Genomic DNA, 23,844 nt, shown 5'->3' with positions numbered 1-23,844 from the left:
CGTCGCAACGCCACAAGACTTTTCGGTGGCGGATTTGCTCCCTAGCTGGTCCCTCCCCCGTGGGGGCCGGAGACGCAGAACTCGTTGCCCTGCGGGTCGGCCAGCGTGACCCATCGGAAGTTTTCGTCGCCGCGCCGGGCCACGAGGGTCGCGCCGGCGCCGAGCAGCCGCTCGACCTCGTCGTCGAGGTCGCCGCTGGCGGTGAGATCCAGGTGCAGCCGGTTCTTGCCAGGCGTCACCCCATCGACCTTCTGGAAGGCCATCCAGACCGGCAGAGTCCCGCCGCGGACGATGACGAACCAGCCGTCGTTGGTCTCGGCGATCTGTGCTCCGGTCTGCTCGGCCCACCAGCCGGCCAGCGCCTCCGCGTCGGTGGTATCGGTGGTGATCATGCCAAGAGTGAGTGTCATGGTCGAACGCTAGCGCCGACAGCCGACAGCCGACAGCCGACACAAGCACTGCCTACGCCGGCAGGAAGATCACTACTGCGCGGTGGTCACCAGAAGGTCAGCGTCGGCATACTTCACGACGGACCCAGGACGGACCTGGACCCCGCGGCGCATCACGGTCTCCCCGTCGACGGTGACCTCACCGTTCTCGATGACCATGCGAGCCATGGCGCCGTCCTGCACGACACCGGCCAGCTTGAGCAGCTGGCCGAGGCGGATCGACTCGTCCCGGATCGGGACCTCCTGCGGCTGACTCATGCCTGAAGCCTACGCCCGGCGCACCCGTGGTGAGTGGCTCGCGGGGTCACCTCGAGCGGGCAACTGCACGTCAGAGCTTGCCAGCAGCATCGAGGAAGGACGCCACGTCGCCCCACTCATCAGGGAGCTCGACCGGCTGCTCTCCGTAGGCGCGCACGTCGGCCCGGTCGACCTCTGCCTCTCGGTGCTCACGGAGCAGTGCCTTCAGCGCGACCTCAAGCAACGATGCATACCGTCGACGCAGACCTCCTCGCCACTCGCGGACGAGGCTGTGGACATCCGGTCACCATGCCTCCTTAAGGACTGACCGGGACTCAGGCTCGCTCGAGGGATCAGTCGGCGTCTTCCCATCGACCCGCAACGGGCGGCGGGTTCAGCAGCCCGTTGCCCTCGCCGAGGCGCGGCACGATGCCGGGGTCGGCCGCCTCACCGTTGAAGAGCAGCGGCAGCCGAGGCAGGGCCGGATGGGTGCCGACTTCACGCACCAGGCGCTCGTCCTGCATCGGCACGAAGAGCCCGCGGTGCGCCAGCTGCGGGCATTCGCGGACGTCCGCGATCGTCTGCACCGCCCCGGCGGGCTGCCCGGCGCTGCGCAGCGACTCCACCGCCTCATGCTGGCTCATGCCTGCAGCCCACTCCTCGAGCGCGGGCAGCACCAGGTCCGGCATCCGCTCGGCCCGCTTCAGCACGGTGTCGAGCGCCGGGTCCTCGACCAGGTCAGGCCGGCCCATCGCGGCGCAGCAGCGCTGCCACATCTCGTCGGTGGGGATGACGATCGAGATCCAGCCGCCGTCGCCGGCCCGGAAAGCGCCGACGGGACTGAACCGGTCGATCCCGCGGGTCGGCACCTCACCGGTGAACTCGTGCAGGGTCAGGGGGCGCTCGAGGAACGCGGCACCGATGTCATACATCGCCGCGTCCACGTGCGTGCCCTCACCGGTCCGGCTGCGGTGCACGAGAGCGGTGAGGATGCCGAGGCAGGCATAGACCCCGGTGAGCAGGTCCATGGTCCCCATCGGCGCGAGCAGCGGTGGCTCCTCCGGGGCGGTGCCGAGCAGGCTGCTCAGCCCACTCATCGCCTGGATGACCGAGTCGAAGGCCGGCCACTCGGCATACGGCCCGCCGGAGACCCCGAACCCGGTGATCTCGCAGATCACCAACTGGGGGAAGCGCTCGCGCAGCTGCGGGACGCCCAGGCCCAGCCGCTCCAGCGACCCAGGCCGGTTGTTGCAGAGGAAGACGTCTGCCTCGGCGAGCAGACCGAGCAGCGACTCGCGGCCCTCCTCGGCGCTCAGGTCGATCTCGACGGACCGCTTGCCCCGGTTGTATGACGCGAAGCCGCCACTAACGTAGTCGTCCTCGTGCCCCAGGCGCGGTTGATAGGTCCGCCGCGGCTCGCCGGTGCCGGGACGCTCGACCTTGATGACCTCGGCGCCGGCGTCCGACAGCAGGGAGGAGCAGTAGGGGCCGGCGATGAACTGCTCCATCGAGACGACCCTGATCCCGGCCAGCATGCTCAACCCGCTCAGCTCAGCTCCTCCAGGACGGCGACCGCTTCTCGGCAAAGGCCGCCAGGCCTTCGGCCGCCTCGGGCGACTGACGGGCGGCGCTGTGCTCGGCCACCAGGTCGGTGAACTCGGTGTCATCCACAGCCGTCCAGGACAGGGCACGCGCGATCCGCTTGGTCGTGCGGACCGCACCCGGCCCGCTGGCCAGGATCGCCTCGACCACGGCGGCGCCCCGCTCCTCGAGTGCGTCGCGGGGCACGACGTCGTGCACGAGCCCGATCCGCTGCGCCTCGGCGGCGTCGAAGCGCTCGCCGGTGAGGGCATAGCGCCGCACCTGCCGCGCTCCGATCGCGTCAGCCAGCTGGGGCAGGATGATCGAGGCGTGCAGACCCCACCGGACCTCCGCGATGGAGAAGACGGAGTCCTCGCCGCACAGGACGACGTCCGCAGCGGCCAGGACACCGGTGCCCCCGCCGAAGCAGGCACCCTGCACGAGAGCGAGCACCGGCACGTCCAGTTGGCTGAGCCGGCGCACGGCGCTGCCCGTCAGCTCGGAGGCTGCGAAATTGTCCTCGGCTGCCGGTGCGCACCGCGTTGAGCCAGTGCAGGTCGGCACCTGCCTGGAAGTGCCGTCCGTTGCCACGGAGCACGACGCAGCGCACGGGGGAGTCTGTCGCCAGCGACGCCTCGGCCGCGTCGACAGCCGCGTGGACGCCGAGCAGCATCGCCTCGTCATAGGCGTTGTTGACCTCGGGCCGGTTCAGCGTGACCGTCGCGACGCCACGGTCGTCGACCTCGAGCAGGACCGCGTCAGCCAACGGTCGCGCCCGCCGTCGTCAGGGTGCTCGTCGCGCAGATCGCCCCGGCCTCGCTGCGGGACTCGGCGCCTCGCTCCAGGCCGTCCTGACCGGGCACGATGCTCAGCGTCTGCGTGCCGACCATGGGAGAGACCAGGCGATAGCCGAAGGTCTGCCCCACCAGGTCGACGCCTTCGCGGCGCATCAGGTCACCCATCAGCAGGGCCTGCAGCGGTCCGTGGATGACCAGGCCGTCATAGCCCTCGGTCGGCACATAGCCGAGGTCGTAGTGGATGCGGTGCGTGTTGTAGGTCAGCGCGCTGAAGCGGAACAGCAGCCGTTCGTCGACCGCCAGGCGCAGCGTCGGGCCGGCCGGTGGCGTGGGCGGCTCGGGGGCGGGTGGCAGGGCACCGGTGCCGGGAGCGCGATAGACGATGTCCTGCTCCTCGCGGATGACGAGCTGGTCGCGCTGGCTGATCTCCTGCAGGACCGTGACGAAGGTCAGCGGACCGGTGCGACCCTCCTTCTCGACGGTCTTGGCAATCGAGGTCACCTTGGTCGCGGGCTCGCCGATGACCAGCGGTGCGTATGTCGTCACGCGCCCTCCCGCAAACATCCTGCGTCTCCCCGGGCCGGGTGGGGCAGGGATGCCGCTGGTCGGGTGGCCGTCGGTGCCCAGGTCGGACTGGCGGCGGCGGTCGAGCAGATAGAGCCAGTGCCACAGCGGCGGGACGGGTGAGCCCGCCTCGAACGGCACGGGTGTCTCAAGGACAGCGGCGAGGGACTCGACCGGTTCGGCGGAGATCACCTCGGTGCGGGTGGCGCTCTCAGTCATCAGGATTCCCTCCGTCGCAACACGTCTTCGGCGCGCGCCACGACCGGCGCGTCGACCATGTCACCGTCGACGCGGACGGCACCGCCGGACGCTGCTGCCTCGATCACCCGCTGTGCCCAGGCGACGTCCTCCTCGGAGGGCCGGTGGGCCGCGTGGGTGGGCTCCACCTGCTTGGGGTGGATCAGCAGCTTGCCGGTCAGCCCGAGGTCGCGGGCATAGGCCAGGTCGTCGGTCAGCACCTCGGTCTCGTCCAGCGCTGTCGTCACGCCGTCGATCGGTCCGGGCAGTCCCGCAGCGCGAGAAGTCAGCACGAGGGTGGAGCGGGCGTGCAGCATCGGCTCACGGCCGTTGCCGCTGCCAAGGTCCACGGCATAGTCGAGGTGCCCGAAGGCGAGACGGGAAACGCCGGTCGCAGAAGCGATCTCGTGGGCGCGGACGAGGCCTAGCGCCGACTCCACCAGGGCGATGACGGGCACGCCGGTCTGGTTGGCCACACTGCTGGCGAGATCCGGGTCGTCGGCCTTCGGCAGCACGATCGCGACCAGCCCGGAGTCTGTTGCCGCAGTGGCGATCCCGGCCAGGGCCGCCACATCATCCTCGTGTTCGGGGCTGTCGGCGGCGTTGACCCGCACGGCCGCACGGCCTCCGCCGGCCAGCCAGGCCACCGTGGCGTCCCGGGCGGACGCCTTGGCCTCGGGTGCGACCGCGTCCTCCAGGTCGATGATGACCACGTCGGCGCCGCTGGCGATCGCCTTGTCGAACCGCTCGGGCCGGTCGCCCGGGACGAACAGGAACGAGCGCGCGGACTGGACTCCCGTCATACCGGGTCCACGTTCCCGCGCTTGACCAGCTGGCGTGCGATGACGTTCTTCTGGATCTCGTTGGTGCCCTCGCCGACGATCATGAGGGGCGCGTCGCGGAAGTAGCGCTCCACGTCGAACTCGGTGGAGTAGCCGTAGCCGCCGTGGATCCGGATCGCGTCCAGGGCGATCTCCATGCCGACCTCGGAGGCGAACAGCTTGGCCATGCCGGCCTCCATGTCGGCGCGCTGCCCGGCGTCGAACGCGCGTGCCGCGTGCAGCGTCAGCTGCCGGGCGGCGACGAGCTTGGTGGCCATCTCGGCCAGGTAGTTGCCGATCGACTGGTGCTTCCAGATCGGCACGCCGAAGGACTCACGCTCCTGGGAGTACTGCAACGAGTCCTCCAGGGCGGCCCGTCCGACGCCGAGCGCGCGGGAGGCGACCTGCAGGCGGCCGACCTCCAGGCCCTTCATCATCTGGGCGAAGCCGACGCCCTCGGTCTCGCCGAGCAGGGCCGTGCGCGGAACCCGCATGCCGTCGAAGGCGATCTCGCAGGACTCCACGCCCTTGTAGCCCAGCTTGGGCAGGTCGCGGGAGAGGTGGAAGCCGTCGAGGCCGTCCTCACCCTCCTTCTCCACCAGCAGGATCGAGACGCCCTTGTGTCGCGGCTCGGCCTCCGGGTCGGTCTTGACCATCAGCGCGATCAGCTCGGCCTTGCGGGCGTTGGTGATCCAGGTCTTGGAGCCGTTGACGACATAGTCGTCGCCGTCGACCTTGGCCGTGGTGCGCATCGCCTGCAGGTCCGAGCCGCCGCCGGGCTCGGTCAGCGCCATGGTGGCGCGCAGTTCACCGGTCGCCATCCGCGGCAGGTAGGTGTCCTTCTGCTCCTGCGTGCCATAGGCCAGGATCAGCTTGGCGACGACGGTGTGCCCGCCCATCGCGCCGGCCAGGGACATCCAGCCGCGGGCCAGCTCCTCGGTGACCAGGCAGTAGGCCGGCAGGCTGACCTGCGCCTCGCCCCACGGCTCCGGGATCGCCAGGCCGAAGATCCCCATCTGCTTCATCGCCTCGATGAGCTCCTCGGGGTAGGTGTTGGCGTGCTCGAGCTCGCTGGCGACGGGCTTGACCTGCTCGGTGACGAACTCCCGCACCAGGCGGACGATCTCGACCTCATCTTCGGACAGCATCTCGGTGCTCATCGGTTCCCACCCATTTCTGTAGGGGTTTCGCTGGTCTGCCAGCAGTTTTCGTAGTGGTTTCGCTGGTCGGCCCGCAATTTTCGTAGTGGTTTCGCTGGTCTTCCTGCACTTCTTGGGATGGTTTCGTCGGTCCTCCTGGGGCGTATGCCGAGTGGCCGGCTCAGACGCCGGGTGCGAGATGGGTGGAGAGCAGCCGCGCTGCGCGGGCCCAGGTGATGTCACTGGGGGCGATACCCTTGATGCCGCCCAGCTCCAGGCAGTCCAGCACCTTGGCCTCCATCTCGGCGTCGGTCGGCGGCTTGCCGGGGGAGCCCGGCGGCAGGTCCAGCGACCCGGCGACGGTGCGCCCGTCGGTCAGGTCCACCTCGACCTCCACCGCCCCCACCAGCAGACCGTCACCCGTCTCGTCGGTCAGGGTGACCTCGGTCAGCCCGATGAGTCGCTGCGCGTCGGCGCGCTGCACTGCCTCGTCGCCAAAGGCACGGAAGCCGGAGTGCGCGTCGAGGAGGGCGGTCGCGGCGGCATACTCCAGGCTGAACTTGCCTTCCAGGCCGGTCTGCGGCTGGTGGTGGACCAGCGGGGTGACCGTCCCACGCGGGGTGCTCAGCCGGATCGCGGCGACCTGGTCGGCCGCGATCGGCTCGCCCACGGTCTCGCGCAGGGCACCGATCGGTCGCTGGAGTGCATAGCAGGCGGGATAGACCTTGATCGCCAGCCCGTCGGGAATCATCGCGGGATCGGACCAGGGGTCGGTGACCAACGGGTGACCGGGGTCGCCGCCGAGCAGCTCCATCCAGGCCTCGACCGCACGGGGATCCGCGCTGGCCCCGGCCCCGGCGAGCTGCGCCGCCTGGATCCCCGCCTGCGCGGCCAGCCCGACCTGCAGGCTCTTGGCGTCCGTGCCGAAGGCCCGCTGGACGCCGCCCGAGGCGGGGACGGCCAGCGCGATGGCGTTGGTCAGCTGCTCCTGGTTCAACCCGTGCGCGACGCCGGCGACCACAGCCGCGGCGATCGCCCCAGAGGTGGTCGTCGCGTGCCAGCCTGCGGTGTAGTGCGACCAACCCAGGGCCGTGCCGAGTCGGGCCATGACCCCCGCGCCTGCGAGGTAGGCCCGGGCCGCGCGCTCGCCGTCGTGCCCGGCAGTGGCGAGGGCGACCGGGACGCAGACGGTCGAGATGTGGGTGGTCGAGGGCAGGTGTAGGTCGTCGAAGTCGATGACGTGAGCCAGCGCCGCCCAGCGCGCGGCTTGGGTGTCGAGGGCGTCGACAACCGGCCGGATCTCGTGGGTGCGAGCCGCCAGGGCGACCGCGACGGTGTCGAGCAGGCTCCGGTCGGCCAGGTCGAGGTCGGCCTGCGACGGCTGCGTCGTGCTCGCCCAGCGGGCGAGGGCCACGGCGATGGAAGGCGCGCCCGTGGCCGCTGCGGTGGAGGAGCCTTCCTCGGTGCTGATGGCGTCGACGGTCACGGGGTGCCTCCTGCGGCTGGGGCCAGACCGAGCTCGGTCAGGATCTGGTCGGTGTGCTCACCGACGGTGGGGATCGGGCCCATCACGGGTGAACTGCCCTGCAGCGTGGCCGGCGGGATGAGGGCGCGGAGCGGGCCGACGGGGGAGTCGTAGTCCACCCACCGGTCGCGGGCTGCCAGCTGCGGATGGGCGGCCAGCCCGGCCATGTCGCGCAGCAGCGCGTTGGCGATGCCGACCTCCTCCAGCTGCTCGGCCGCCTGCTCGGCGGTCTTGCCGGCGAAGGCCCGCTCGATCTCCGTGTTCAGCTCCGCGCTGTTCTCCACCCGCAGGCTGTTGCGCTCGAAGCGTGGGTCGGTGGCCAGGGCGGCGTTGCCGAGCACCTGCTCGCAGAAGGTCGCCCACTCACGCTCGTTCTGGATGCCGAGGAAGACCTGCTCACCGTCGCCGCAGTGGAACGGGCCATAGGGGGCGATCGCCGCATGACGGGCACCGCTGCGCCGAGGGGGCATGCCGCCATACATCGCGTAGTTCAGGGGGAAGCCCATCCACTCGGCCAGCGCCTCCAGCATCGACACCTCGAGCGTCGCTCCCTCACCCGTGCGCTCGCGCTGGAAGAGGGCGGTGAGGATGCCGGTGTAGGCATACATCCCCGCAGCGATGTCGGCCGCCGAGATGCCGACCTTGGAGGGCTCCTCCTCGGTCCCGGTGATCGAGACCAGTCCGGCCTCGCACTGCACGAGCAGGTCATAGGCCTTCTTGGTGGTGTAGGGGCCGCCGGGACCGTAGCCCGAGATCGACACGTGCACCAGGCGCGGGTTGACCGCGCGCAGAGCCTCGGCGCCCAGGCCGAGTCGCTCGGCGGCACCGGGGGCGAGGTTCTGCACGAAGACGTCCGCCTCGCGGACCAGGGCGGTGACCGCCTCCTTGCCCAGGGGACTCTTCAGGTCCAGCGCGACGGACTCCTTGGAACGGTTGAGCCACACAAAGTGGCTCGACATGCCCTTGACCGTCTCGTCATAGCCGCGGGCGAAGTCACCGGGGCCGGGCCGCTCCACCTTGATCACGCGGGCGCCGAGGTCGGCGAGCTGGCGAGTGGCGAACGGCGCGGCCACGGCCTGCTCGAGTGAGACGACGGTGATCCCGTCGAGGGGGTTCATGGGTCGATTCCTCCGAAGATGTGAGGCCATTGTTTCGAAGGGCCGCACATTTTGTCAATGAGAGATGGGCCGCGGTGGTTGATCGGGGCGGGACCGGGGCGGAGTATGCCGGGGGCCGGGCTGGGAGGCCAGCCCCCGGCATACTCCTGGGTCATCTGATGAGCGCCAGCGAGAGGATCGGCAGGTAGGTCACCAGGATGAGCGCGACCAGGAGCACAGCAGCGCTGGGGATGGCCGCCCTGGCCACCTGCAGCACGCTCATCCCGGACAACCCGGAGGCGACGAACAGGTTCAGCCCCAGCGGCGGGGTGATCATCCCGATCTCCAGGTTCATCACGATGATGATGCCCAGGTGGATCGGGTCCACGCCCATCTGCAGCGCGATCGGCAACAGGATGGGCGCCAGGATCAGGATCGCGCTGCTGGTCTCCATGAACATGCCGACGATCAGCAGCAGGATGTTGACCAGCGCCAGGAACTGCCAGGGCTCCAGGTCCATGTTGGCGATGCCTGTCGTGATCTGGTCGGGGATCCGCTCAGCCGCCAGCACGAAGGTGAACAGGATGCCGTTGGCAATGATGAACATGATCATCGCCGACGTCTTCGCCGAGGAGAGCAGCACCTTGCCGAGATCCTTGATGGTCAGCTCGCGATAGATCAGCAGCGCGACCACGAGGCTGTAGGCCACAGCCATCGCTGCGGCCTCGGTCGGGGTGAAGAACCCGCCATAGATGCCGCCCAGCACGATCACCGGCAGCAGCAGCGCCAGGATCGCGTCGCGGAGCGCTCGGCGTCGGGTGCCCTTGGGCATCGGCTCGCCGGTGTGCTCGCCATAGTTGCCTCGCCGGGAGACCCACACGGCCATGCCCAGCAGCATCAGACCGGCCAGGACGCCGGGGATGATGCCGGCCATGAACAGGTCACCGATGCTCTGCTCGGTGGCGATGCCATAGACGATCAGCGGGATCGAGGGCGGGATCAGGATGCCCAGTGATCCGGAGGTCGCGATGAGGCCGGTGGAGAACTTCTTGGGATAGCCGTGCCGGATCATCGCCGGGATCATCAGGGTGCCGACCGCGATCACGGTCGCCGGGCTGGAGCCCGACACCGCTGCGAAGAACATGCAGGCCAGCACGGCCGTCATCGCCATGCCGCCGCGGAACTGTCCCACGAGGGCGTTGCCGAACTCGGTGAGTCTGCGGCTGATGCCTCCGCGGGTCATCACGTTGGCGGCCAGGATGAAGAACGGGATCGCCATCAGCGGGAAGCTGTTGAGCGCGTTGAACAGGCGCTCCACGACCTGGGTGAGCGGGATGGTCGTGAAGTAGTAGAGATAGATGAAGGACGTCAGCCCCAGCGCCATCGCGATCGGCGTCGAGGTGAACAGCAGGGCGAACAGGATCACCAGCAGAGTGATGACTTCGGTGCTCATCGGCCGTCCTCCTTCGTCTCGTCGGGACCAGGTCGACTCTCGCCGTCCGGGTCAGCGGGCGCGGCAGCACCTGTGCCGGAGATGGCCGCGCTGGAGGCGCGGATCTCCTCAAGAGTCAGCCCGGTGGCCTCGGCCTCGGCGGCCAACATGTCCTCGCCGGTCGGCACGCCGTGCTTCCAGGTGCGCCAGAGCAACTCGATGGCCCGGAGCAGCATGAGGGTCATGCCGATCGGGACAGCGAGCTCCACCACCCACAGCGGCAGCTTGAGGACGGGGGTGACGGTGGTGCGTGAGAACGGCTCGGCCAGCAGCTGCCAGCCGAGGTAGCCCATGATCAGCAGATAGATGATCGTCACGACGCCGGCCACCAGGGCCAGCCACTTCTTGCCCCTGTCTTTGAAGAACACCCCGAGGATGTCCACGCTGACGTGCTCGTTGTGGCGCAGCGTGATGACGGCGCCGACGAACGTGGAGTAGATGATCAGATAGATGACGGCTTCCTCGGTCCAGAACCAGGACTCGCCGAACTGCCTCAGGAAGACGTTCACGATCGAGATCGCTGCTGCCAGGCCGAGGGTGCCGGCCGCGAAGACGTTCTCGATGGTCGTGAGCACTCTGTCTAGCTGTCTCACATCTCACACCCTTCTGCTGGGGTGGGGGTGCCGGGGCGGCTGGAGGCCGCCCCGGCAAGGTGGGGATGGGTCACTGGTTGGCCAGGAGCTCGTCGACGATGTCGTCACCGATCACGTCGCGGTACTGCTCGTAGATCGAGGGGACGACCACGTCCTTGAACGCCTGACGCTCCTCGTCGGTCCACACGTTGATCTCCGTGTTGCCGTCAGCCTCGATGATCTCCTTGGACTCCTGGTTGAGCCCCACCACGTTGTCGCGGTTGTAGGTCGAGGCGTCCTCGGCGGTCTCGATCAGGATCTCCTGCAGGTCCTCGGGCAGGCTGTCGAAGAAGTCGGTGTTGACCACGAGGATGTAGCCGATGTAGCCGTGGTTGGACTCGGCGATGTTGCTCTGCACCGTGTGCATCTTCTGCGACTCGATGTTGGAGTAGGTGTTCTCGCCGCCGTCGATGACGCCCTGCTGCAGCGCCGAGTAGACCTCGGCGAAGGCGATCGCCTCGGCCGAGCCGCCCCAGGCCTCGATCTGGCTCTTGAGCACGTCGGAGGGCTGGATGCGATATTTCTTGCCCTCCATGTCCGCCGGCTTCTGGGTCAGGTTGTTGGAGTGGATCTGCTTCATGCCCGAGTCCCACAGGCCCAGGACCTTCATGTTCTTGGCCGCGAGGTCGTCGTTGGCGTAGATCGCCTTGCCGACCTCGGTGTCCGGCGCCGCGACGCTGGGGATGTCGTCGGGGGTGTCGAACAGGAACGGCAGGTCGAGGACCTGCAGCGCCGGTGCGACCGTGGTGAACTTCGCGGAGGCGGGGGCCAGCATCTGGACCGAGTTCTGCTGGACGGCCTGCATCTCGTCCTTGTCGCCATACAACGAGGAGTTGGAGTAGACCTCCACGTCGATGCGACCGTCGGTGCGCTTCTCCAGCTCCTCCTCGAACCAGATCGCGGCCGTGCCCTTGGGGGTGCTGTCGGTGGTCACGTGCGAGAACTTCAGCGTGAAGGTCTCACCGTCACCGCCGGACGCGTCGCCGCCGTCGCCACCACCGCGGGCGCCGCCGCAGCCAGCCAGCGTCAGTGCCCCGACGGCAACGATGGCGAGAGTGCGCAGAGAGCGAGAGGTCATGAGGGTGTTCCTTTCCTGGTGGTCCGCTCCGCCGTGATCGACGAAGGGTTGCTGCGCCGGCGTCCAAGATGGATCCGGTGCGTGTAGTGCTCGGGCAGAAAGTCTGAGACGGCCCACTCGACGGGCTGTCCGCTGGGGTCGACATAGAGCCGTTCGACATGCAGCAGGGGGTGGCCGACGGCGCAGCCGAGTCGCTGCTGGTCCAGCTCAGTCGCGGCCCGCGCGGTCATCGACTGCTCGGCGCCGCTGAGCTGGACGTTGCGGGCGGTGAGGGCGCCGATCACAGTGATGGTGCTCGTGGCTCCGGTCTGGCTGAAGGCCTCCTCGCCGTCGAGCAGCCGGCCGATCTCTGGCGGCAGGAAGACCGAGGTGTGGCAGAAGACGGTCCCCTGGTGACGGCGCAGGAACTTCATGCCATACATCAGCCGGGACTCGAGCATGAGCTCGCTGGCGGCCTGGGGGTCGAAGGTGCCCTCGAGGGGTTGGACCACCTCGAGCTCGGTGTCGTCGGCCAGTCCGAGCAGGTCGTCCACAGTCTCGAACGGGCGCCGGTAGCGCAGGTGGGACGGGGTGATGAAGGTGCCGCTGCCGGGGACGCGATAGACCAGGCCCTCGTTGACCAGCTCGAGGTAGGCGCGGCGCACTGTCTGGCGGCTCACGCTGAACTCAGTGCCGAGCTCCCCGTCGGTGGGCAGTGCCTCGCCCTCGGCCCAGCGCTGCTCCTTGATCGCGTCGCGAAGGTGGCCGGCCAGGCGACGATAGCCCGGCTCCTCCACGCGACGCGCGCTGCTCGACATACGCTGGTCTCCGTTGACTGATGAGTGGCGCGACGGGTCTCCGGCGCGGGTGTCGACGACTACCATGGCAAAGGGCAGTACATTTCGTCAATGGCCTGTAGATAACGATTTGGTAAGGAGGTGGGGGGCCGGGTGGTGCACAGTCCTCGGCGGTCGCAGACCGCGATGGTGATGCTCGGGGCCAGCGCGCTGACCACGCTGGGCGCGATCCCTCCGTTCCTGGTCGGGGCGCAGGCCGTGCTGATGCAGCGCGACCTGGACTTCGGGCCGTCCGTGCTCGGCTTGGTCGTCAGCACCTTCTTTGCCGTCGCCGCGCTGGCCACCATCCTGGGTGGGAAGCTGCTGGAGAAGTGGACCCGGCGCCAGGGGCAGCTCGCCTCCGGCATCCTCGTCGCACTGGGCGGTTTTGGGCTCGCGTTCCTGGTGCACCGCTGGGAGGCGCTGATCGTCGTGATGGCGGTGCTCGGCCTGGCCAACGCCGCCTGTCAGGGCACCGCAAACCAGACGGTCGCCACCGTCCTGCCGGCCCACCGACGCGGCCTCGGCTTCGGCATCAAGCAGAGTGCGGTGCCAGCTGCCATCATGTTTGGTGGGTTGGCGGTGCCGACGATGACCGCGGTCTTCGGCTGGCGGAGCACCTTTGTCGTCACGGGCACCACGGGGCTTGTGGTGATCGTGCTGGCGCTGCTGCAACCGCGGGTGGGACGCACCGTGCCTCGCGGCGGTTTCGTCGGTGGCGCGGTGGATCGGGCACCGTGGGCCCCGCTGCTGATGTGCGGCATCGCGATCATGTTTGCCAGCGCTGCCGCGAACTTCCTCGGCGCCTATCTGGCGAGCTGGGCCTATGACGTGGGACTGACTGTCGGACAGGCGGGTCTGCTGATGGCGGCCGGGTCGGGTAGCTCCATCGCCATCCGCGTCTTTGCCGGGCACCGTGCCGACCGTCGCTATGGCGGGAACCTGGCCGTGGTCGCGGCCCAGATGGCCGCTGGCGCAGCGTGTCTGGCGCTCATCGGGCTCGCGGTGCCGTGGGTGGTCGTCGTCTTCGGGTTCCTGGCCTTTGGGCTGGGCTGGTCCTGGCCCGGCCTCTTCCTGTATGCCGTGGCGCGGGTCGGTCGGGACGCCCCGACGCGCGCCACCTCGGTCGTGCAGGCCGGGGCCTTCACGGGCGGGGCGGTGGGGCCGGTTCTGCTGGGTCTGGTCGTCTCCGGCGTGGGGTTCCAGGGTGCCTGGTGGGCTGCCGCCGGGTCGTTCGTGATCGCTGCGACGTTGACCATGGTGGCCCGCGCCGGCTTCCGCCGCGACCTCGTCCGGCGCCCCCCGTCCCGGCCGTTTGGCTATGGCGGGGGCGTGCGCGGCCCGCGCCACGTGACCGGCGGCGACCCGGGTGGCTCCCCTGCGTGATCGTCAGCGCACGCGGGGGAGCGTCTGGTCGTGGTGCAGCACGCCCTGGAACGGGTCCCCCACCTCATCCAGCCGGTCCAGGACGGTGCGGACCGTCCAGCGGTCCGGCCGCAGCTCGGGGTCGTCGAGCTCGTCCCAGGTGATTGGCACCGACACGGGCGCACCCGCCGACGGCCGCGGGCTGTAGGGCGCGACGAGCGTCTTGTTCACGGCGTTCTGCGTGTAGTCCAACCGCGCCAACCCCTTGCGCGACTTGACCTCCCAGCGCCAGCTGACCAGGTCGGGCACCATCGCGCCAATGCTGCGGGAGACCTTCTCGGCCCAGGCGCGGGTGTCGGCGAAGCTCGGTCCGCGCCGGATCGGCACCCACACCTGGAGCCCGCGCCGCCCGGTCACCTTGGGGTAGGCCCGCAGGTGCAGGGCCTCGAACGCGGTCCGGTGCAGCCGCGCCAGGTCCAGGGCCTCCTCCCAGGTCGTGCCCTCGCCAGGGTCGATGTCGAACATCACGTATGACGGGCAGTCAGGGGCGGTGGTCGGTGACGTCCACGGGTGCCACTCCAGGGCGCCGTAGTTGGCGGCCCAGACCAGCGCCGCGGCCTCGTCTACGACCAGGTAGGTCTGGGTCTCACCGGGGCCGGCGTCCGGGTTGTCCCACCGCGGCAGCCACTCCGGCGCGTGGTCGGGGACCTCCTTGTGCCAGAAACCCTTGGCCTGCGCCCCGTCGGGATGTCGGTGCAGGTTGACCGCCCGGCCCGCCAGATAGGGAAGGAGCACGGGGGCGATGCGCCCGGCATACTCGATGAACTCGCGCTTGGTGACCGGCTCATCACCTTGACGTGCCGGGAAGAGCACCTTGTCCAGGTTGGTCAGCCGCAGCTGCTGGCCAAAGACCTCCCAGGTCCCCGAGCTGCCCAGGTCCCGCAGGGCTGACAGCTCGTCCTCGGTGAGCGGGTCCGGCACGGCCACCCGCAGCGACTCCGCGGCCTGGCCGGCCGGCCGGTCGGAGTGCCAGAGCTGGTCCGGATCGGCCAGGACCTCCTCGTTGGTGCGGCCGCTGAGGACGGAGCGGGGGAAGTCCTCCGCGTCCCAGCCCTCGACCGTGTGCTCGTCGTGCTTGTGGAAGAGCAGCCACTGCTCCTTGTCGCCCTCCTGGCGCGCGGTGCGCACCAGCATGAACTCCCCGCGCAGCTTCTCGCCGTGCACGATGACGTGCAGCGTGCCGGCGCGGATCGCTGTCGCCGGATCCTCGTTGTTGCCGGGCTCCCAGGTGCCGGTGTCCCACACGATGACGTCGCCCCCGCCATACTCCTTGGCGGGGATCACGCCCTCGAAGTGGAGATACTCCATCGGGTGGTCCTCCACGTGGATGGCCAGCCGGCGCACCTCGGGGTCCAGACTGGGGCCCTTGGGCACCGCCCAACTGGCAAGCACCCCGTCGACCTCGAGGCGGAAGTCATAATGTCGCGCCGTCGCGCGGTGGCGCTGCACCACGAAGACCCGGTCCCCACCCTCCAGCCCCGCGGGCGGCGCGCCGCTGGGCTCCGGGGTGCGGGAGAAGTCGCGCATCCGCCGGTACTTCGCCAGCGGTTCCTGAGAGTCCCCGGTGGCGGGGGAGCGGCCCTGTTCGCGCGGCATACGGCCCACGGTCCCATCGGCGTGCTGCTGGTGCACCCCGGACGCACTGACCGCCGGGACAGCGATCGCGAGGGTTGCTCGCACGCGGCGCCCGCCGCATGCTGACCGCTCAGCAGGACAGGCCGAAGCGTTCCGCCAAGTCCTCGGCCATGCTGTCGATGCTTCGGGTGCCGTCGACGTGGAGGACGCTCACGCCAGTGCGCTCAGCCTCGCGGGAGAGCCAGTTGGTGAAAATCCGGTCCCGCTCCAGCAGGTTGGCCAGTGCGCGCTCGGGATGGCGGGTGTTCAGCCAGAACGCATCCGCGAGGCCGCGCTTGGCAAACGAGGCCTCGCGGAACGCCGGAGTCGGCAGCAGCCACACGGCCCATCGTGGATCCGAGAGATGCGGCAAGACTGATCGCGGGAGCAGTCGGAAGCCCTCGACGATGATCAAGCGGTCGCTCGGCAGACGCCGGAGATCGTCGACCACCAGGTCGAAGCCCTCACCCTGGAACCACGGGAAGGTCTGAAACATCGTCGTCGGATCGCGCTGCACCCAGCGCTCGTCCATGTCCAGCTGCCGAAACCGCTCCAGCAAAGGGGCGGCATCGGGGCTGAGCCGGTCGGCGTGGACACCCATCATCGCGTCGGTGCTGTAGAGCCGAGCTCCGAAGCGGTCCGCCAGCGCCTGAGCCACGGTGCTCTTCCCGGCGCCGCTCCCACCGCCCAGCCACCGCACATGGTCAAGTGACGACACGGGCACAGTATGCCAACGGGTCGAGCCCTGGGCTCGAGTCGAGCACGGAGTGGGGATGCTCACCGACCGGACCTCGGGGTGGCCCACTGTCACATAGACGAGACCACTGCCATGCCTTGTCGAGGACAACAGGTAGGTGGTCCTCCTTGGGTCGGACGCGCCCGGAAAAGGGACGGCGTAGCATCGGCCGGTGTCGCCTCGCACGCTGCTCGCCCTCAACGTCTCGACGCCCACCCCGGGCCGTGCCCGCGGCTTGCTGGAGCTGCTCTGGCCGGCCGATGACGACGTGTGGGTGCTCACCGAGACCTCAGGCGGGGACGGCACCCGGCTGATAGCGCAGGTATGCCGTGCCGCAGGGCACGGCGTCCACGTCACCGACCTCACCGGCGCCGGTGGGCGCGGCGTCATGGTCGTTGTGCGACGTCCCGACCTACGCGCCGAGGTGGAGGAGCTGGCCGGCCCGACGGTGCTGCCGGGGCGCGTGCTGCCCCTGCAGGTGGTGGCGGGCGAGCGGCGGCTGCGGCTCCTGGGCGTCTATGGCGCGGCCAGCGACCCGGTGCGCTACTCCTCCTCTGCTCAGCGCCGGCGCAAGCGGGAGTGGCTAGCGTCGCTGGGCGAGTGGCTCAAGGTCTGGCGCGCCACTGGCCCCGATCTGCCCGCGGTGCTCCTTGGCGACCTCAACCTCGTCGACCCGCTGCACGACGACGAGCTCCCGTACGTCCTGCCCGAGGAGACAGCCATGCTCGAGGCGCTGAGCGGTGCTCACGGCCTGACCGACGCCTTCCGGCGCCTGCACCCGACGTCGACGCAGGTCAGTTGGATGGACCACAGTGGGGTCGGCTGCCGTTACGACCACGCGTTCGTGACCGCCGACCTCGTGCCCAGCGTGCGGGCGTGCGAGCTCGTGCAGTCGCCGCGCGAGGCCGGGCTGACCGACCACGCGGCGCTGCGGCTGCAACTGGGGGAGCCCTGAGTCCCTGGCCCTGGGCGCGTGTTGGGCTCATGGGGGTCAGGCGGAGCGGGACAGTTCGTGCTCGACGGCCCGGCGGATCCAGGCCGAGGCTGAGCGGTCGTCAGCTTCTGCTGCGCGCTTGACCTCTTCGAGCAGGTCAGCCGGAAAGCGCACCGGCACAGGTGTGCTCAGCGGAGAACAGCAGCGAACGCAGTGCGCGGACGGGCAAGGCGGCGACCCAAATCAGAGATTGGTCAGGAGAGGCAAGCCGCGGTCGGCACGTGCGAGATTCACGATCTCGCGGACGAATCCGGTCTTGGCTGCCGTGTAGTCGGCGCCCCAGAGGCCGCGACCAACCAAGTCGATCTTGAGTCGAGCGTAGCGGTCCCGCTCGACGGGATGCTCGCGGAGCCAGCGAGCGAAGAGCCGCACGTGGGCCTTGTCCCACTGATCGGCAGTGAAGATGTGACCGATCCCTGTCCGCACGCCGTCGCCGAGCAGGAACGTGGCCCAGTGATCGCCGACAGAGACCGGTGTCGTCCAACCCGCCCACCCGAAGGCTTCTTTGGCCTGCCCCAAGGACTGGCTGGCTGGGATGCGCAAGGCCAGGTCGACGACCGGCTTGGCTACGAGGCCGGGGACGGAGGTGCGGTACCTGCTTGGCCAGTCCACGTCATACGCGACCAACCGCTCGGCGGGGTAGTGACTGTCGGTCTGCACCCGCCCACCGTCCCACGGCGCGGTAACAAAGTCTGCGGACCGGCTCCCGCTCAGTTCAGCGCAGCGCGTCGCACGCGCTGGTGCAGGTCGTCTGCCATAGTTCGGGATCGGTGGTCCAGAAGTCGTGGGGCACGTCGGCCACCACCTCGAAAGACCCTCCGGGGACCAGCGCGGCGAGCTGCTGCAGCGGCCAGTTCGGCCGGATGTCGCCGCCGGCTGCGATGAAGCGCATAGGGGCAGCGCTGTCGGCGAGATCCCGCCACAACGCGGGTTCGCGGATCCAGCCCTTGAAGGAGCTCCAGAGCGAGGCATGCACCTCACGGACCCACGGGACGTCGATCTGCGGCGCTGCCGCCTTGCCGGCCTCGTAGGCCGCGGACCACTCGCGGTCGCGGTGCAACCCGTGACCGGCGATGCCGACCACGCCTCTCACCCGGTCAGGGTGGTCGAGGGCGTAGCGCACGGCGAGATCTGACCCCCAGGAGTGGCCGAGCACGATCCATGACTCGATGCCATAGGCCTGACGCACTGCCTCCAGATCCTCGATTGCGCGAGTCACATCGTGCGCACCACCGCCGGAGGGCGAAACTCCTCTCGGGACAGGGAAACAGCATCGGAAGCCGGCGGGTGCCAGTGGCTCCTCCGCGAGATAGTGCACCATCCCCGGGCCGCCGGACAGGACGACGACATCAGGCCCCGCGCCGCACGACAGGACATGGAGGTATACCCCGTCGTCGGCAGTGACGCGTCGTGAGTCCACGACCGGCATTCTGACAGGACGCCCTCTGCGCTGGGGCAGGATGGTGCGAATGAGGCCCGGGAACCACTTCGAGTCGATGGCCGCGTCGTACGGGACGGCACGGCCCCCCTACCCCAGCGTTCTCTACGACACCCTTGTCGAGCAAGGCGTGCTCGGGCCCGGTCGTCGGATCCTGGAGATCGGGGCCGGCAGTGGTGAGGCCACCGGCGAGCTCGTCCGTCGCGGAAGTGCGGTGGTCGCGGTCGAGCCCGGCCGGGAGCTAGCCGCCCGGTTGCGGCGGTCGTGCCCCGAGGCCAGTGTCTTCGCCTCCCGGATCGAAGACGTCGACCTGCCGGCGCGCCGATTCACCTCGGTGGTGGCAGCCACGTCGATGCACTGGGTCGACCTGCCGAGGATGCTCCCAAGGCTCGGCCAGGCGTTGGAGCCAGGTGGGCTGCTGGCGGTATGGCGCACGGTCTTCGGCGATCCGCGGGTGTGGACGCCGTTCCGGCGGGAAGTGCACGAGATCGTCGCCCATCGCCGCCTGAGCGCCCCACCCCACGACCCGCTGGACCCTCGACCGACCGTGGAGGAGCTGGAGGTGGGGGGAAGTTTCCGCTTGGTCCGGAGCTGGCGGTGGACGTGGCAGATCGGTCTGGACGCGCACCAGTTGCGCGCTCTGTTCGCAACCTTCAGCGACTGGCAGGATCCAGGAGAGCTCGATGCGATCCAGGCCGCTGCTGCAGCGCAACCGGACCAGGTGACCGAGCACTACGTCACCGTCCTGCACCTGCTCCGCAGCACAACTTGGATGTAGGTTCTCGCCCGGCCTGTCGGGGGAGTGGTTCGCTGACCTGCGGGGCGACAAGTTGGTGAGACGGGAGTTGTCTCACCAACGTGTCGGAATCCTCAGCATCCCGCTTTCGTTTCGTTCCGATGAAGGGTCGCTTCTCGGGACCGGTCTGGCTCCGGGACGTTAGCCTTCGAGGGCACCTGCGTGGTGACGCCGGGAGTGCACAACCCGGACGACGAGCAGGTCGCCAGCCGGGGTCTCCTGGTAGAAGATTCCGTAGGGGAACCGCCGCATCCGGGCTCTGCGGAGCTTGTCGAACCCTTCAACCGGCGGTGCTCCTCTGAGGAACATCACGATCCGCTCGATGGCTGCGTCGACGTCGTCGGCGAAGCGCGTGCTGAGCTTCGGGTCGATGCCGGCGTAGTAGTCACAGGCCTCTTCCACATCGCACACCGCGTGCGGGGTGAGGACGATCCTCAACGTCGACCAGGGAGCGTCTTGCGGATGTCGGACCACTCGTGCAGCGACTCGGGGTCCGCCTGGGCGGCATCCAGTGCTGCAACGAGGGCTGCGCGTTCCTCTTCGGTCGGCCGGTAGGTGGGCTCGCCGAAATGAGTGCGCAATGCCTCCTGGATGACTTCCGAACGGCTCCGGTGCTCTATCGCGCGGGCCTGTTCCACCATCTTGTACAACTCCTCGGTGAGCGTCACTGCCACCTTGCGCACCGCCATACCCACCTCCTCAGTATGACGTGATCATACCAGCGGGGGAGAAGGTGCGTGTGATCTCGCCCGAGGCGACACCGACCGTTTCCCTCACCACCGTCGTTCTCTCCGTCACAGTTCAGGGGCCGACGACCTGATAGTCGACGCCCAGCAGGTCGTAGGTCCGACGGGCACGCAGGTCCCGCGTGAGTAGGCGTCGCTCGTTGGTGCGGGCCGCCTCACCGACGAGTGCGTCGTAGACCGCACCACCGACGATGCCCGTCGTCGCCAGTCGAGGGCGCAGTGCGCCGCTGGCATGCGTCGACAGCCACACCGTCTCGGGAAAGACGCGATCGATCAGCGTTGCGGCATCCGTGGCATCGACGGCCAGCTGCCCGGGAAGCCGGGTCAGGACGGCGAAGAGCTCGAATGCCGCGTGGCCGGCAAGGGAGGGGCGATGCTCACGGACGGCCGCCAGACACGGAACGTGTGCCGCGTGACCAGCGTCCAGCGCGGCGACCGCGACGCTGGTGTCGACCGCCCAGTGGTCAGCGCTGGCCATCGTCCCGCCAGCGCTGGACATCGGCGTCGGTCGTCGTCACGCCGCGCACGGCCTCGATGACCGGCCAGCCGTCGATCTCCACGATGCGCCGTGCCGATCTACGGAGGGGGGTGAGGAGCAGCCCGTCACCGGTCAGGGTCACCTCGAACTGGACTTCGGGTCCCAGTCCAAGCTGATCCCGGGCCTCCTTGGGGATGACCACGCGCCCCGCCTTGTCCAGCGATGCCAACATGCCATCCATCGTACCATCGTCAAGCGGGCGTGAGGCAGGCAGGCCGTCGTCGCCGGTCCCATCCTCATGGGAGCAACCCCGGGAACAATCCGACTGTCACGCAGGTTGAGCCTGACATACTCAACTTCACTGAGTCTCGGTTTGACAATGACCGGGTCGAGGGCGCAAGTTGGGGTCTGAAGACCAGGCCGGGGGTGAGACGCTCGGCCAGCCACACGACATACAGGAGAGTCATCGCATGGGACGTGCAGTCGGTATCGACCTGGGCACCACCAACTCGGCAGTCGCCGTCCTCGAGGGCGGGGAGCCGGTCATCATCGCCAACGCCGAGGGTGGGCGCACCACCCCGTCGGTCGTCAGCTTCACCAAGGGCGGGGAGGTCCTCGTCGGTGAGATCGCCAAGCGTCAGGCGGTCACCAACGTCGACCGCACCATCCGCTCCGTCAAGCGCCACATGGGCACCGACTGGAGCCAGCAGATCGACGACAAGACCTACACCGCGCAGGAGATCAGCGCTCGCACGCTGATGAAGCTCAAGCGCGACGCCGAGTCCTACCTGGGCGAGGACGTGACGGACGCGGTCATCACCGTGCCGGCCTACTTCGACGACGCGGAGCGTCAGGCGACCAAGGAGGCCGGTGAGATCGCGGGCCTCAACGTGCTGCGCATCGTCAACGAGCCGACCGCGGCGGCGCTGGCCTACGGCCTCGACAAGGGCAAGGAGGACGAGCTCATCCTCGTCTTCGACCTCGGTGGTGGCACCTTCGACGTGTCCCTGCTCGAGGTGGGCAAGGACGCCGAGGACGGCTTCGCGACCATCCAGGTCCGCGCCACCCACGGCGACAACAAGCTCGGCGGTGACGACTGGGACGAGCGCATCGTCAACCACCTGCTGACCACGGTCAAGAACACCACCGGTGTCGACCTGGCCAAGGACAAGATCGCCATGCAGCGGCTGCGGGACGCGGCCGAGCAGGCCAAGAAGGAGCTCTCGACCTCCACCAATACCAGCATCAACCTGCAGTTCCTGTCCATGAGTGAGAACGGCCCGATCCACCTGGACGAGTCGCTCACCCGCGCGCAGTTCGAGCAGATGACCAACGACCTGCTGGAGCGCACCAAGGCTCCCTTCGAGCAGGTCATCAAGGATGCGGGGATCGCGGTCAGCGAGATCGACCACGTCGTCCTGGTCGGTGGTTCGACGCGTATGCCGTCCGTCACCGAGACGGTCAAGCAGCTGACCGGTGGTCAGGAGCCCAACAAGGGCGTCAACCCGGACGAGGTCGTCGCCGTCGGCGCCGCGCTGCAGGCCGGTGTCCTCAAGGGCGAGCGCAAGGACGTGCTGCTGATCGACGTCACGCCGCTGAGCCTGGGCATCGAGACCCAGGGCGGCATCATGACCCGCCTGATCGAGCGCAACACCGCGATCCCCACCAAGCGCAGCGAGGTCTTCACCACGGCCAGCGACAACCAGCCGTCGGTGGGCATCCAGGTCTATCAGGGTGAGCGCGAGATCGCGCAGCACAACAAGCTGCTCGGCAACTTCGAGCTGACCGGCATCGCCCCGGCCCCCCGTGGTGTGCCGCAGATCGAGGTCACCTTCGACATCGACGCCAACGGCATCGTGCACGTCTCCGCCAAGGACCGCGGCACGGGCAAGGAGCAGTCGATGACGATCTCCGGTGGTTCCGCGCTGCCGAAGGAAGAGATCGAGCGCATGGTCAAGGACGCCGAGACGCACGCCGAGGAGGACAAGAAACGTCGCGAGGAGACCGAGACCCGCAACACTGCGGAGCAGCTGGTCTACTCCACCGAGAAGTTCCTGTCCGACTCCGGCGACAAGGTCCCCGAGGACCTGCGCGGCACCGTCGACACCGCACTCAACGACCTCAAGGAGGCGCTGAAGCCGGAGTCCGAGGCCAGCGTCGAGGACATCAAGGCCAAGATGGAGACCCTCTCCACCGAGAGCCAGAAGATGGGCTCGGCGATCTATGCCGCCTCGCAGGCTGAGGGTGGCGAGGGCGCTCCCGGCGCCGGCTTCCCCGGTGGCGAGGGCTTCCCGGGTGGCGAGGGCTTCCCCGGTGGGGACACCGGCGGCCAGGACGCTGCGGCTGACGATGTCGTCGACGCAGAGGTCGTCGACGACGAGGAGACCAAGTGACCGACACCACCGGTGCCGGTGGCCCGCAGGACCACGAGTCCGACGGCCCCACCGGCCCGGTGATCCGGGACAAGCGGCGGATCGACCCTGAGACGGGTCAGGTCCGGGACGTGTCGGCGGAGCAGGTCCAGGAGACCGCAGCGGAGCAGGTCGCAGGTGGCGACAACGCCTTCGGCGGCGGCGTCGGTGACGCCCTGCCGGGCGGCGAGCAGGACCCGTCCGGTGCCCCCCAGGCCACGTCCGGCACCCCGGTGGACGGGGGCCGGTCGGCTGACGACCTGCACCCGGACACCGTCGTCGCGGCGGACCGGCTCGAGGACCTGCGCCGCCTGCAGGCGGAGTATGTCAACTACAAGCGCCGCGTCGACCGCGACCGGGTCCGGGACCGCGAGGCCGGGACCACCACCGTGGTCGAGGCCCTGCTGCCGGTCCTGGACGACCTGCACATGGCCAAGGAGCACGGCGAGCTGACCGAGGGCCCGCTGCTGGCGATCGCCGACAAGCTCGAGACCACGCTCGGCCGGTTCGGCGTCGAGCGGCTCGGGGCGGTCGGCGAGACCTTCGACCCGGCCGTCCACGAGGCGCTGATGCACCTGCCGGAGGCAGACCTGCCCGAGGGCGCGACCGAGACGACGATCGTCCAGGTCATGCAGCCCGGCTTCAAGGTCGGCGACCGGGTGGTCCGCGCCGCCCGCGTGGCGGTGGCAGACCCGGCATGATCGAGGCAGGCCGGGACGGCGTCACGCTGTCCCGGCCCGCC

General features: G+C 69.1%; 28 protein-coding genes and 1 pseudogene. 5 read left to right on the top strand and 24 right to left on the bottom strand.

The annotated features are described in order from the left end of the window. Positions 1–41: 41 nt before the first annotated feature. The 15 genes and pseudogenes from NF557_RS15945 to NF557_RS15880 all read right to left on the bottom strand — a co-directional run bounded on the left by NF557_RS15945 (position 42) and on the right by NF557_RS15880 (position 12,446). The gene (locus tag NF557_RS15945; RefSeq protein ID WP_252620734.1) at positions 42–410 is read right to left on the bottom strand and encodes a VOC family protein; all 369 of its coding nucleotides are present in this window, start codon (positions 408–410) and stop codon (positions 42–44) included. Positions 411–482: 72 nt separating this feature from the next. Beyond that, the gene (locus NF557_RS15940) at positions 483–707 is read right to left on the bottom strand and encodes an RNA-binding S4 domain-containing protein (protein WP_252620732.1); all 225 of its coding nucleotides are present in this window, start codon (positions 705–707) and stop codon (positions 483–485) included. A 70-nt stretch (positions 708–777) separates the two neighbouring features. Further along, complete coding sequence (locus NF557_RS15935) at positions 778–930, bottom strand: hypothetical protein (RefSeq protein WP_252620730.1); 153 nt, start codon at positions 928–930, stop codon at positions 778–780. Positions 931–1,039: 109 nt separating this feature from the next. Next, positions 1,040–2,221 carry a CaiB/BaiF CoA transferase family protein gene (locus NF557_RS15930; protein ID WP_252620729.1) on the bottom strand — a complete coding sequence of 394 codons (1,182 nt, stop codon included), beginning with the start codon at positions 2,219–2,221 and terminating at the stop codon, positions 1,040–1,042. 16 nt (positions 2,222–2,237) lie between these two features. Continuing rightward, positions 2,238–2,750: an enoyl-CoA hydratase-related protein gene (locus NF557_RS15925; protein WP_252620727.1), complete on the bottom strand. Its 513-nt coding sequence runs from the start codon at positions 2,748–2,750 to the stop codon at positions 2,238–2,240. A gap of 61 nt (positions 2,751–2,811) precedes the next feature. Then, a pseudogene (locus tag NF557_RS17900) lies at positions 2,812–3,033 on the bottom strand (enoyl-CoA hydratase/isomerase family protein); the annotation flags it as partial. Beyond that, positions 3,026–3,847: an HTD2 family dehydratase gene (locus tag NF557_RS15920; RefSeq protein WP_252620726.1), complete on the bottom strand. Its 822-nt coding sequence runs from the start codon at positions 3,845–3,847 to the stop codon at positions 3,026–3,028. The pseudogene NF557_RS17900 and the gene NF557_RS15920, both read right to left, overlap by 8 nt. Next, positions 3,847–4,668: an HpcH/HpaI aldolase/citrate lyase family protein gene (locus NF557_RS15915; RefSeq protein ID WP_252620724.1), complete on the bottom strand. Its 822-nt coding sequence runs from the start codon at positions 4,666–4,668 to the stop codon at positions 3,847–3,849. Before NF557_RS15915 ends, NF557_RS15920 begins: the two co-directional genes overlap by 1 nt. Beyond that, positions 4,665–5,846, bottom strand: a complete 1,182-nt coding sequence (locus NF557_RS15910) for an acyl-CoA dehydrogenase family protein (RefSeq protein WP_252620722.1) — start codon at positions 5,844–5,846, stop codon at positions 4,665–4,667. Before NF557_RS15910 ends, NF557_RS15915 begins: the two co-directional genes overlap by 4 nt. Before the next feature lie 160 nt (positions 5,847–6,006). Further along, positions 6,007–7,311, bottom strand: a complete 1,305-nt coding sequence (locus tag NF557_RS15905) for an MmgE/PrpD family protein (protein ID WP_252620720.1) — start codon at positions 7,309–7,311, stop codon at positions 6,007–6,009. Next, positions 7,308–8,468: a CaiB/BaiF CoA transferase family protein gene (locus NF557_RS15900; protein ID WP_252620719.1), complete on the bottom strand. Its 1,161-nt coding sequence runs from the start codon at positions 8,466–8,468 to the stop codon at positions 7,308–7,310. Before NF557_RS15900 ends, NF557_RS15905 begins: the two co-directional genes overlap by 4 nt. Before the next feature lie 151 nt (positions 8,469–8,619). Beyond that, complete coding sequence (locus tag NF557_RS15895) at positions 8,620–9,900, bottom strand: TRAP transporter large permease (protein ID WP_252620718.1); 1,281 nt, start codon at positions 9,898–9,900, stop codon at positions 8,620–8,622. Next, the gene (locus NF557_RS15890) at positions 9,897–10,532 is read right to left on the bottom strand and encodes a TRAP transporter small permease (RefSeq protein WP_252620716.1); all 636 of its coding nucleotides are present in this window, start codon (positions 10,530–10,532) and stop codon (positions 9,897–9,899) included. Before NF557_RS15890 ends, NF557_RS15895 begins: the two co-directional genes overlap by 4 nt. Positions 10,533–10,602: 70 nt before the next feature. Beyond that, positions 10,603–11,649, bottom strand: a complete 1,047-nt coding sequence (locus NF557_RS15885) for a DctP family TRAP transporter solute-binding subunit (protein ID WP_252620714.1) — start codon at positions 11,647–11,649, stop codon at positions 10,603–10,605. Further along, positions 11,646–12,446: a GntR family transcriptional regulator gene (locus tag NF557_RS15880; protein WP_252620712.1), complete on the bottom strand. Its 801-nt coding sequence runs from the start codon at positions 12,444–12,446 to the stop codon at positions 11,646–11,648. Before NF557_RS15880 ends, NF557_RS15885 begins: the two co-directional genes overlap by 4 nt. 132 nt (positions 12,447–12,578) lie before the next feature. Here NF557_RS15880 and NF557_RS15875 point away from each other — a divergent pair, with 132 nt between their 5' ends. Continuing rightward, positions 12,579–13,850 carry an MFS transporter gene (locus NF557_RS15875; protein WP_252620710.1) on the top strand — a complete coding sequence of 424 codons (1,272 nt, stop codon included), beginning with the start codon at positions 12,579–12,581 and terminating at the stop codon, positions 13,848–13,850. Positions 13,851–13,853: 3 nt separating this feature from the next. On the opposite strand, the gene ligD is transcribed toward NF557_RS15875, so the two are convergent. After that, positions 13,854–15,569 carry a non-homologous end-joining DNA ligase gene (ligD, locus tag NF557_RS15870; protein ID WP_252620708.1) on the bottom strand — a complete coding sequence of 572 codons (1,716 nt, stop codon included), beginning with the start codon at positions 15,567–15,569 and terminating at the stop codon, positions 13,854–13,856. A 25-nt stretch (positions 15,570–15,594) separates the two neighbouring features. Beyond that, positions 15,595–16,221 carry a hypothetical protein gene (locus NF557_RS15865; protein WP_252620706.1) on the bottom strand — a complete coding sequence of 209 codons (627 nt, stop codon included), beginning with the start codon at positions 16,219–16,221 and terminating at the stop codon, positions 15,595–15,597. Positions 16,222–16,411: 190 nt separating this feature from the next. Here NF557_RS15865 and NF557_RS15860 point away from each other — a divergent pair, with 190 nt between their 5' ends. Then, positions 16,412–17,194, top strand: a complete 783-nt coding sequence (locus NF557_RS15860; RefSeq protein ID WP_252620700.1) for an endonuclease/exonuclease/phosphatase family protein — start codon at positions 16,412–16,414, stop codon at positions 17,192–17,194. Positions 17,195–17,230: 36 nt separating this feature from the next. On the opposite strand, the gene NF557_RS17650 is transcribed toward NF557_RS15860, so the two are convergent. The 3 genes from NF557_RS17650 to NF557_RS15850 all read right to left on the bottom strand — a co-directional run bounded on the left by NF557_RS17650 (position 17,231) and on the right by NF557_RS15850 (position 18,662). After that, entirely contained in the window at positions 17,231–17,353 is a 123-nt protein-coding gene (locus NF557_RS17650; protein ID WP_280923970.1) for a YlcI/YnfO family protein, read from the bottom strand. A 63-nt stretch (positions 17,354–17,416) separates the two neighbouring features. Continuing rightward, a complete protein-coding gene (locus tag NF557_RS15855; protein WP_252620698.1) occupies positions 17,417–17,893 on the bottom strand; it encodes a GrpB family protein in 477 nt (158 codons plus the stop codon). Between the two features lie 55 nt (positions 17,894–17,948). Then, positions 17,949–18,662 carry an alpha/beta fold hydrolase gene (locus NF557_RS15850; protein WP_256855704.1) on the bottom strand — a complete coding sequence of 238 codons (714 nt, stop codon included), beginning with the start codon at positions 18,660–18,662 and terminating at the stop codon, positions 17,949–17,951. A gap of 40 nt (positions 18,663–18,702) precedes the next feature. Here NF557_RS15850 and NF557_RS15845 point away from each other — a divergent pair, with 40 nt between their 5' ends. Beyond that, on the top strand, positions 18,703–19,449 hold the full coding sequence (locus NF557_RS15845) for a class I SAM-dependent methyltransferase (protein WP_252620696.1): 747 nt from the start codon (positions 18,703–18,705) through the stop codon (positions 19,447–19,449). Positions 19,450–19,608: 159 nt separating this feature from the next. On the opposite strand, the gene NF557_RS15840 is transcribed toward NF557_RS15845, so the two are convergent. From NF557_RS15840 to NF557_RS15825, 4 genes are all read right to left on the bottom strand, one after another. Further along, complete coding sequence (locus tag NF557_RS15840) at positions 19,609–19,905, bottom strand: type II toxin-antitoxin system RelE/ParE family toxin (RefSeq protein ID WP_252620695.1); 297 nt, start codon at positions 19,903–19,905, stop codon at positions 19,609–19,611. Next, positions 19,902–20,156 (bottom strand): ribbon-helix-helix protein, CopG family, encoded by a 255-nt coding sequence (locus NF557_RS15835; protein WP_252620693.1) that lies wholly within the window; start codon positions 20,154–20,156, stop codon positions 19,902–19,904. The genes NF557_RS15840 and NF557_RS15835 overlap by 4 nt, the downstream gene beginning before the upstream one ends. A 112-nt stretch (positions 20,157–20,268) precedes the next feature. Continuing rightward, positions 20,269–20,691, bottom strand: coding sequence for a type II toxin-antitoxin system VapC family toxin (locus tag NF557_RS15830; protein ID WP_252620692.1), 423 nt, complete (start codon positions 20,689–20,691; stop codon positions 20,269–20,271). After that, positions 20,678–20,923 (bottom strand): AbrB/MazE/SpoVT family DNA-binding domain-containing protein, encoded by a 246-nt coding sequence (locus NF557_RS15825; protein ID WP_252620690.1) that lies wholly within the window; start codon positions 20,921–20,923, stop codon positions 20,678–20,680. Before NF557_RS15825 ends, NF557_RS15830 begins: the two co-directional genes overlap by 14 nt. Before the next feature lie 238 nt (positions 20,924–21,161). Here NF557_RS15825 and dnaK point away from each other — a divergent pair, with 238 nt between their 5' ends. Both dnaK and NF557_RS15815 read left to right on the top strand, forming a co-directional pair. After that, positions 21,162–23,084 carry a molecular chaperone DnaK gene (gene dnaK / locus NF557_RS15820; protein WP_252620689.1) on the top strand — a complete coding sequence of 641 codons (1,923 nt, stop codon included), beginning with the start codon at positions 21,162–21,164 and terminating at the stop codon, positions 23,082–23,084. Beyond that, positions 23,081–23,803: a nucleotide exchange factor GrpE gene (locus NF557_RS15815; protein ID WP_252620688.1), complete on the top strand. Its 723-nt coding sequence runs from the start codon at positions 23,081–23,083 to the stop codon at positions 23,801–23,803. Before dnaK ends, NF557_RS15815 begins: the two co-directional genes overlap by 4 nt. Positions 23,804–23,844: the final 41 nt, after the last annotated feature.

Origin of the sequence: Ornithinimicrobium cryptoxanthini, assembly GCF_023923205.1 — a bacterium.
Taxonomy (GTDB): domain Bacteria; phylum Actinomycetota; class Actinomycetes; order Actinomycetales; family Dermatophilaceae; genus Ornithinicoccus; species Ornithinicoccus cryptoxanthini.
The sequence above is the reverse complement of the archived record's forward strand: the minus strand, read 5'-3'. Positions and strand labels throughout refer to the sequence as shown.

Excerpts from the sequence above, each read along its gene's own strand:
- NF557_RS15895 (WP_252620718.1), bottom strand. The coding sequence starts at position 9,900 with ATGAGCACCGAAGTCATCACTCTGCTGGTGATCCTGTTCGCCCTGCTG.
- NF557_RS15835 (WP_252620693.1), bottom strand. The coding sequence starts at position 20,156 with ATGGCGGTGCGCAAGGTGGCAGTGACGCTCACCGAGGAGTTGTACAAG.
- NF557_RS15825 (WP_252620690.1), bottom strand. The coding sequence starts at position 20,923 with ATGTTGGCATCGCTGGACAAGGCGGGGCGCGTGGTCATCCCCAAGGAG.
- NF557_RS15940 (WP_252620732.1), bottom strand. The coding sequence starts at position 707 with ATGAGTCAGCCGCAGGAGGTCCCGATCCGGGACGAGTCGATCCGCCTC.
- dnaK (WP_252620689.1), top strand. The coding sequence starts at position 21,162 with ATGGGACGTGCAGTCGGTATCGACCTGGGCACCACCAACTCGGCAGTC.
- NF557_RS15830 (WP_252620692.1), bottom strand. The coding sequence starts at position 20,691 with ATGGCCAGCGCTGACCACTGGGCGGTCGACACCAGCGTCGCGGTCGCC.
- NF557_RS15885 (WP_252620714.1), bottom strand. The coding sequence starts at position 11,649 with ATGACCTCTCGCTCTCTGCGCACTCTCGCCATCGTTGCCGTCGGGGCA.
- NF557_RS15900 (WP_252620719.1), bottom strand. The coding sequence starts at position 8,468 with ATGAACCCCCTCGACGGGATCACCGTCGTCTCACTCGAGCAGGCCGTG.
- NF557_RS15945 (WP_252620734.1), bottom strand. The coding sequence starts at position 410 with ATGACACTCACTCTTGGCATGATCACCACCGATACCACCGACGCGGAG.
- NF557_RS15850 (WP_256855704.1), bottom strand. The coding sequence starts at position 18,662 with ATGCCGGTCGTGGACTCACGACGCGTCACTGCCGACGACGGGGTATAC.
- NF557_RS15845 (WP_252620696.1), top strand. The coding sequence starts at position 18,703 with ATGAGGCCCGGGAACCACTTCGAGTCGATGGCCGCGTCGTACGGGACG.
- NF557_RS15930 (WP_252620729.1), bottom strand. The coding sequence starts at position 2,221 with ATGCTGGCCGGGATCAGGGTCGTCTCGATGGAGCAGTTCATCGCCGGC.
- NF557_RS15910 (WP_252620722.1), bottom strand. The coding sequence starts at position 5,846 with ATGAGCACCGAGATGCTGTCCGAAGATGAGGTCGAGATCGTCCGCCTG.
- NF557_RS15915 (WP_252620724.1), bottom strand. The coding sequence starts at position 4,668 with ATGACGGGAGTCCAGTCCGCGCGCTCGTTCCTGTTCGTCCCGGGCGAC.
- NF557_RS15920 (WP_252620726.1), bottom strand. The coding sequence starts at position 3,847 with ATGACTGAGAGCGCCACCCGCACCGAGGTGATCTCCGCCGAACCGGTC.
- NF557_RS15880 (WP_252620712.1), bottom strand. The coding sequence starts at position 12,446 with ATGTCGAGCAGCGCGCGTCGCGTGGAGGAGCCGGGCTATCGTCGCCTG.